The organism is Chamaesiphon polymorphus CCALA 037 (assembly GCF_003003845.1).
In the GTDB taxonomy this organism is placed as follows: Bacteria; Cyanobacteriota; Cyanobacteriia; order Cyanobacteriales; family Chamaesiphonaceae; genus Chamaesiphon; species Chamaesiphon polymorphus.
In genome coordinates, this window is sequence record NZ_PVWO01000639.1 from 1 (window position 1) to 2,767 (window position 2,767).

The window sequence follows — 2,767 nt, forward strand, 5'->3', positions numbered from 1 at the left end:
TTGTGACAGCGATGTCGCATCTGTAAGCATCTAAATAACATACAGAGCTATTAAATAAATAAGCCAGGAGAAACATTAAAAAATTCACCTAATGCCTTTGCTTGTGCCTTACTAATCGCTCTTTTTCCATTAACTACTTCCGATACGACTCCCCGCGAACCAATTAATCCCACAAGGTCGGCTTGACGAGTATTGTTAGACGCCATCAAGTGCTGTAAAAGTTCGTGGGGAGTCACATTATCCATCGGATAATGTTCGGTTTCATAATCTTCAATTAAAACAACTATTAGCTTTAAAAGTTTGAGTTCTGCTGCTGTTTTATCTTGTTTAAATGTCAGCCGCTCGGCGATCGCTAGCGCACGATCGTATTCTGTCTCAGAATCGATCGCCTGCGGCACCAATTCAGCTAGCAATTGTGGATAGTTATCTCTGTCTAATATAATAGTCATTCATTATTAAAAATAAGGATTATTTTTCCAATCATCTTTGTCATAGTCAGCATGGGTGAGAAAATATTTGTAATAAACCGTCTGCGATTGATAATCCATGCCAACTATCAGTCTATAGGTATTACCTTTAATATTAAATACAGTTAAATTACCCACCGCTTCTGTCTCTGGATAATCTTCGCGCACTTCTTCTAGGTTTTGCCAATCTGCGTTCTTAACTGTGGCATACCATCGATCGACTATTTTACCAACATTAGGATATTTAGATACATCGGCACGAAGGTTGCGGATGGAAATTAAATGCATAATCTGTCTGAGGCCTAGTTGAATGTGTTGGGAAATATTTCATATCTTGCTGCTTATTAAGTACATGCGAGTTATTTTTTGTCGATCGAGCTATAGTTCCAACTATTAGAACTATTTCACAAGCTGGTAAACCCGCTTTACCCATTAGATCGGTGCTTGTAAGAAGTTGATGCGATCTTCAATTCATCTATAATCTCAAAATGAGAGCAAATTGTCAAGACCTAGACGCTAGAGTTGGGTCAATTGCTGGCTACTACTTGAATTCTGTTAAACTACTTAAGTAATTTATGGGTTGTCGATCGTATGCCTGAAGCAGTCTTAAAAGGTCGCGTTGCCCTAGTTACAGGCGTAAGTCGGCGGAAAGGCATTGGCTTTGCGATCGCGCAACGGCTGGCAACATTGGGTGCAGATGTTTTCATTCACTCTTTTTCACCCTATGATGCAGATCGATCTTGGGGAGCCGATCCTGATGGAATTCCAGCATTAATCGCTACGTTGCAAGAATATGGTACTCGGATTGCCCATGCCGAAGGAAATTTTTTAGATCCGGCTGTGCCTCACCAGATCGTGAATGCTGCTGTTGAAGCATTTGGACACATCGATATTTTGGTGGCAAATCATACTTATAGCACCTTAGAAAATTTGGAAGAATTAACCGCCACAGCAATCGATACGCATCTACAAGTCAATGTGCGCGGTACACTATTACTCACACAAGCATTTGCAGCTCAACATCATCAAAGTTCTGGTGGTCGAGTCGTACTATTAACATCAGGACAACATCTCAACCCCATGCCGAGCGAACTTGCTTATGTGGCATCTAAAGGCGCGGTGCAACAATTGACACTGAGTTTATCCGCCCATCTGAGTCCACGCGGAATTACTGTAAATACGGTCAATCCTGGTGCGACAGATACAGGCTGGGCAGATGATAAATTATATGAGTTTATTCGCGCGGCCAATCCCCAAGGGCGATGGGGACAGCCAGAAGATGCCGCACGATTGATTGGTTGGCTGGCAACCGATGATGCCCAGTGGATAACTGGACAGACTCTTAATTCTACTGGAGGTGGTTACTGAGATTCATCTTTATATTGGGCTAGAACTAGTAGATTAGATTGGTTTTTGTCATAGAAGAGACGAAGATCGATCTAACTGTTAGGATTGAGAGAGTTGTTCCGAGCTATCCTTATCGCTCGATCTAATTTCCATGCTCTCTGGCAAAGCCCTTCCACAGGAAGATCGACAACTTAATTTTGCTGTATTTGGCGATATTCACGGACGAATTGCCCTGATGTATACGCTGGCAATTTTGTGGCAGCAGGAATCGGGGATGAAGCTAGATGGATTGTTGCAAGTCGGCGACATGGGAGCTTTTCCAGATTTGTCGAAATTGGATGAAGCGACTAAAAAACACGCCCAAAAAGATACCGACGAACTAGGCTTTCAAGACTTTTATGCGGCGACGCCTGAAAGCAAATTTTATCTAGAGCATCCACATGCTCCGATGACTTATTTTGTTAGAGGAAATCATGAAGATTTTGAATATTTAGGAAATTTTACTAAACCATCGTCGATCGATCCTTGGGGTAAAATCTTATTTATTCCAGACGAACGGAGTGTTTGCGTGGGTGAAGACGATCGATCTGTGAAAATTGGTGCGTTTGGAGGCATCGCTTCCAGACAAGAATTAGCCGCACGGGGGAAGTCGGGGCGCGAAAAATATCGGAAGGCGCAAAAAATTAGTAACTCCGAACCGCGTTTTTTTAGTAAGAATACGATCGAGCGAATTTCACCAAATCTCCAGCAGCTCGATATTCTCATGACTCATGCTGGCCCTCAATCTCCTGACTTACCAACTGGCTCGATTTTTCTGGAACAACTCATCGAGTATCTTCAGCCGCGAGTGCATTTATTCGGGCATCATCATCGAGTTATTTACCGCGAAAATGATGCGACGAATTCTATATCTGTGGGGCTAGAACACTTGGAGTTCGATCGATATGGTAAAT

The 2,767-nt window shown here is 42.6% G+C and carries 4 protein-coding genes; 2 read left to right on the forward strand and 2 right to left on the reverse strand.

From position 1 onward, the window contains the following. Positions 1–50 precede the first annotated feature (50 nt). Together C7B77_RS27600 and C7B77_RS27605 are read right to left on the reverse strand one after the other, a co-directional pair. Positions 51–449 carry a helix-turn-helix domain-containing protein gene (locus C7B77_RS27600; protein WP_106312607.1) on the reverse strand — a complete coding sequence of 133 codons (399 nt, stop codon included), beginning with the start codon at positions 447–449 and terminating at the stop codon, positions 51–53. 6 nt (positions 450–455) lie between these two features. Next, positions 456–755, reverse strand: coding sequence for a type II toxin-antitoxin system HigB family toxin (locus C7B77_RS27605; protein ID WP_106312610.1), 300 nt, complete (start codon positions 753–755; stop codon positions 456–458). Between the two features lie 303 nt (positions 756–1,058). Between C7B77_RS27605 and C7B77_RS27610 the strand changes: the two genes are divergently transcribed. Continuing rightward, positions 1,059–1,835 (forward strand): SDR family oxidoreductase, encoded by a 777-nt coding sequence (locus tag C7B77_RS27610; protein ID WP_106312613.1) that lies wholly within the window; start codon positions 1,059–1,061, stop codon positions 1,833–1,835. Between the two features lie 130 nt (positions 1,836–1,965). Beyond that, positions 1,966–2,767, forward strand: an 802-nt coding sequence (locus tag C7B77_RS27615; RefSeq protein WP_146138562.1) for a metallophosphoesterase family protein, incomplete at its 3' end; no start/stop codon positions are given.